The sequence below is a fragment of the Aeromonas sp. PrichA-15 genome, assembly GCF_017939245.1.
Classification (GTDB): domain Bacteria; phylum Pseudomonadota; class Gammaproteobacteria; order Enterobacterales; family Aeromonadaceae; genus Aeromonas; species Aeromonas caviae.
The window spans coordinates 1-293 of record NZ_JAGKRH010000284.1; the positions used below are offsets into that span (position 1 = coordinate 1).

Sequence of the window (293 nt, forward strand, 5' to 3'; positions counted from 1 at the left end):
TCGGTGCCGACCTGTTGCTGCGTATTCAGGCCGAAGACACCGACCGTCACTGGCTCATCCCGGAACGCAAGGGGCTGGTATACACGGAACTTGAGCGCTATGGCGACGGTGACCGTCTGTTGCAAATGACGGTCTCGCCTCAGGCTAGCAAGAAAAACCCGGCGTTGCCGACACACTGGCAAGTTCGCGCAGTGACCTATGAGGTGGCAGGCAAGGAGAAAACGGTCTTTACCTCCCTGCCCGTGGCGCGATTCAGTGCAGCTCAGGTGGCGACCCTGTACCACGAGCGCTGG

At 60.4% G+C, this 293-nt stretch carries 1 pseudogene; it reads left to right on the forward strand.

From position 1 onward, the window contains the following. A pseudogene (locus tag J9889_RS21025) lies at positions 1–293 on the forward strand (IS4 family transposase); the annotation flags it as partial.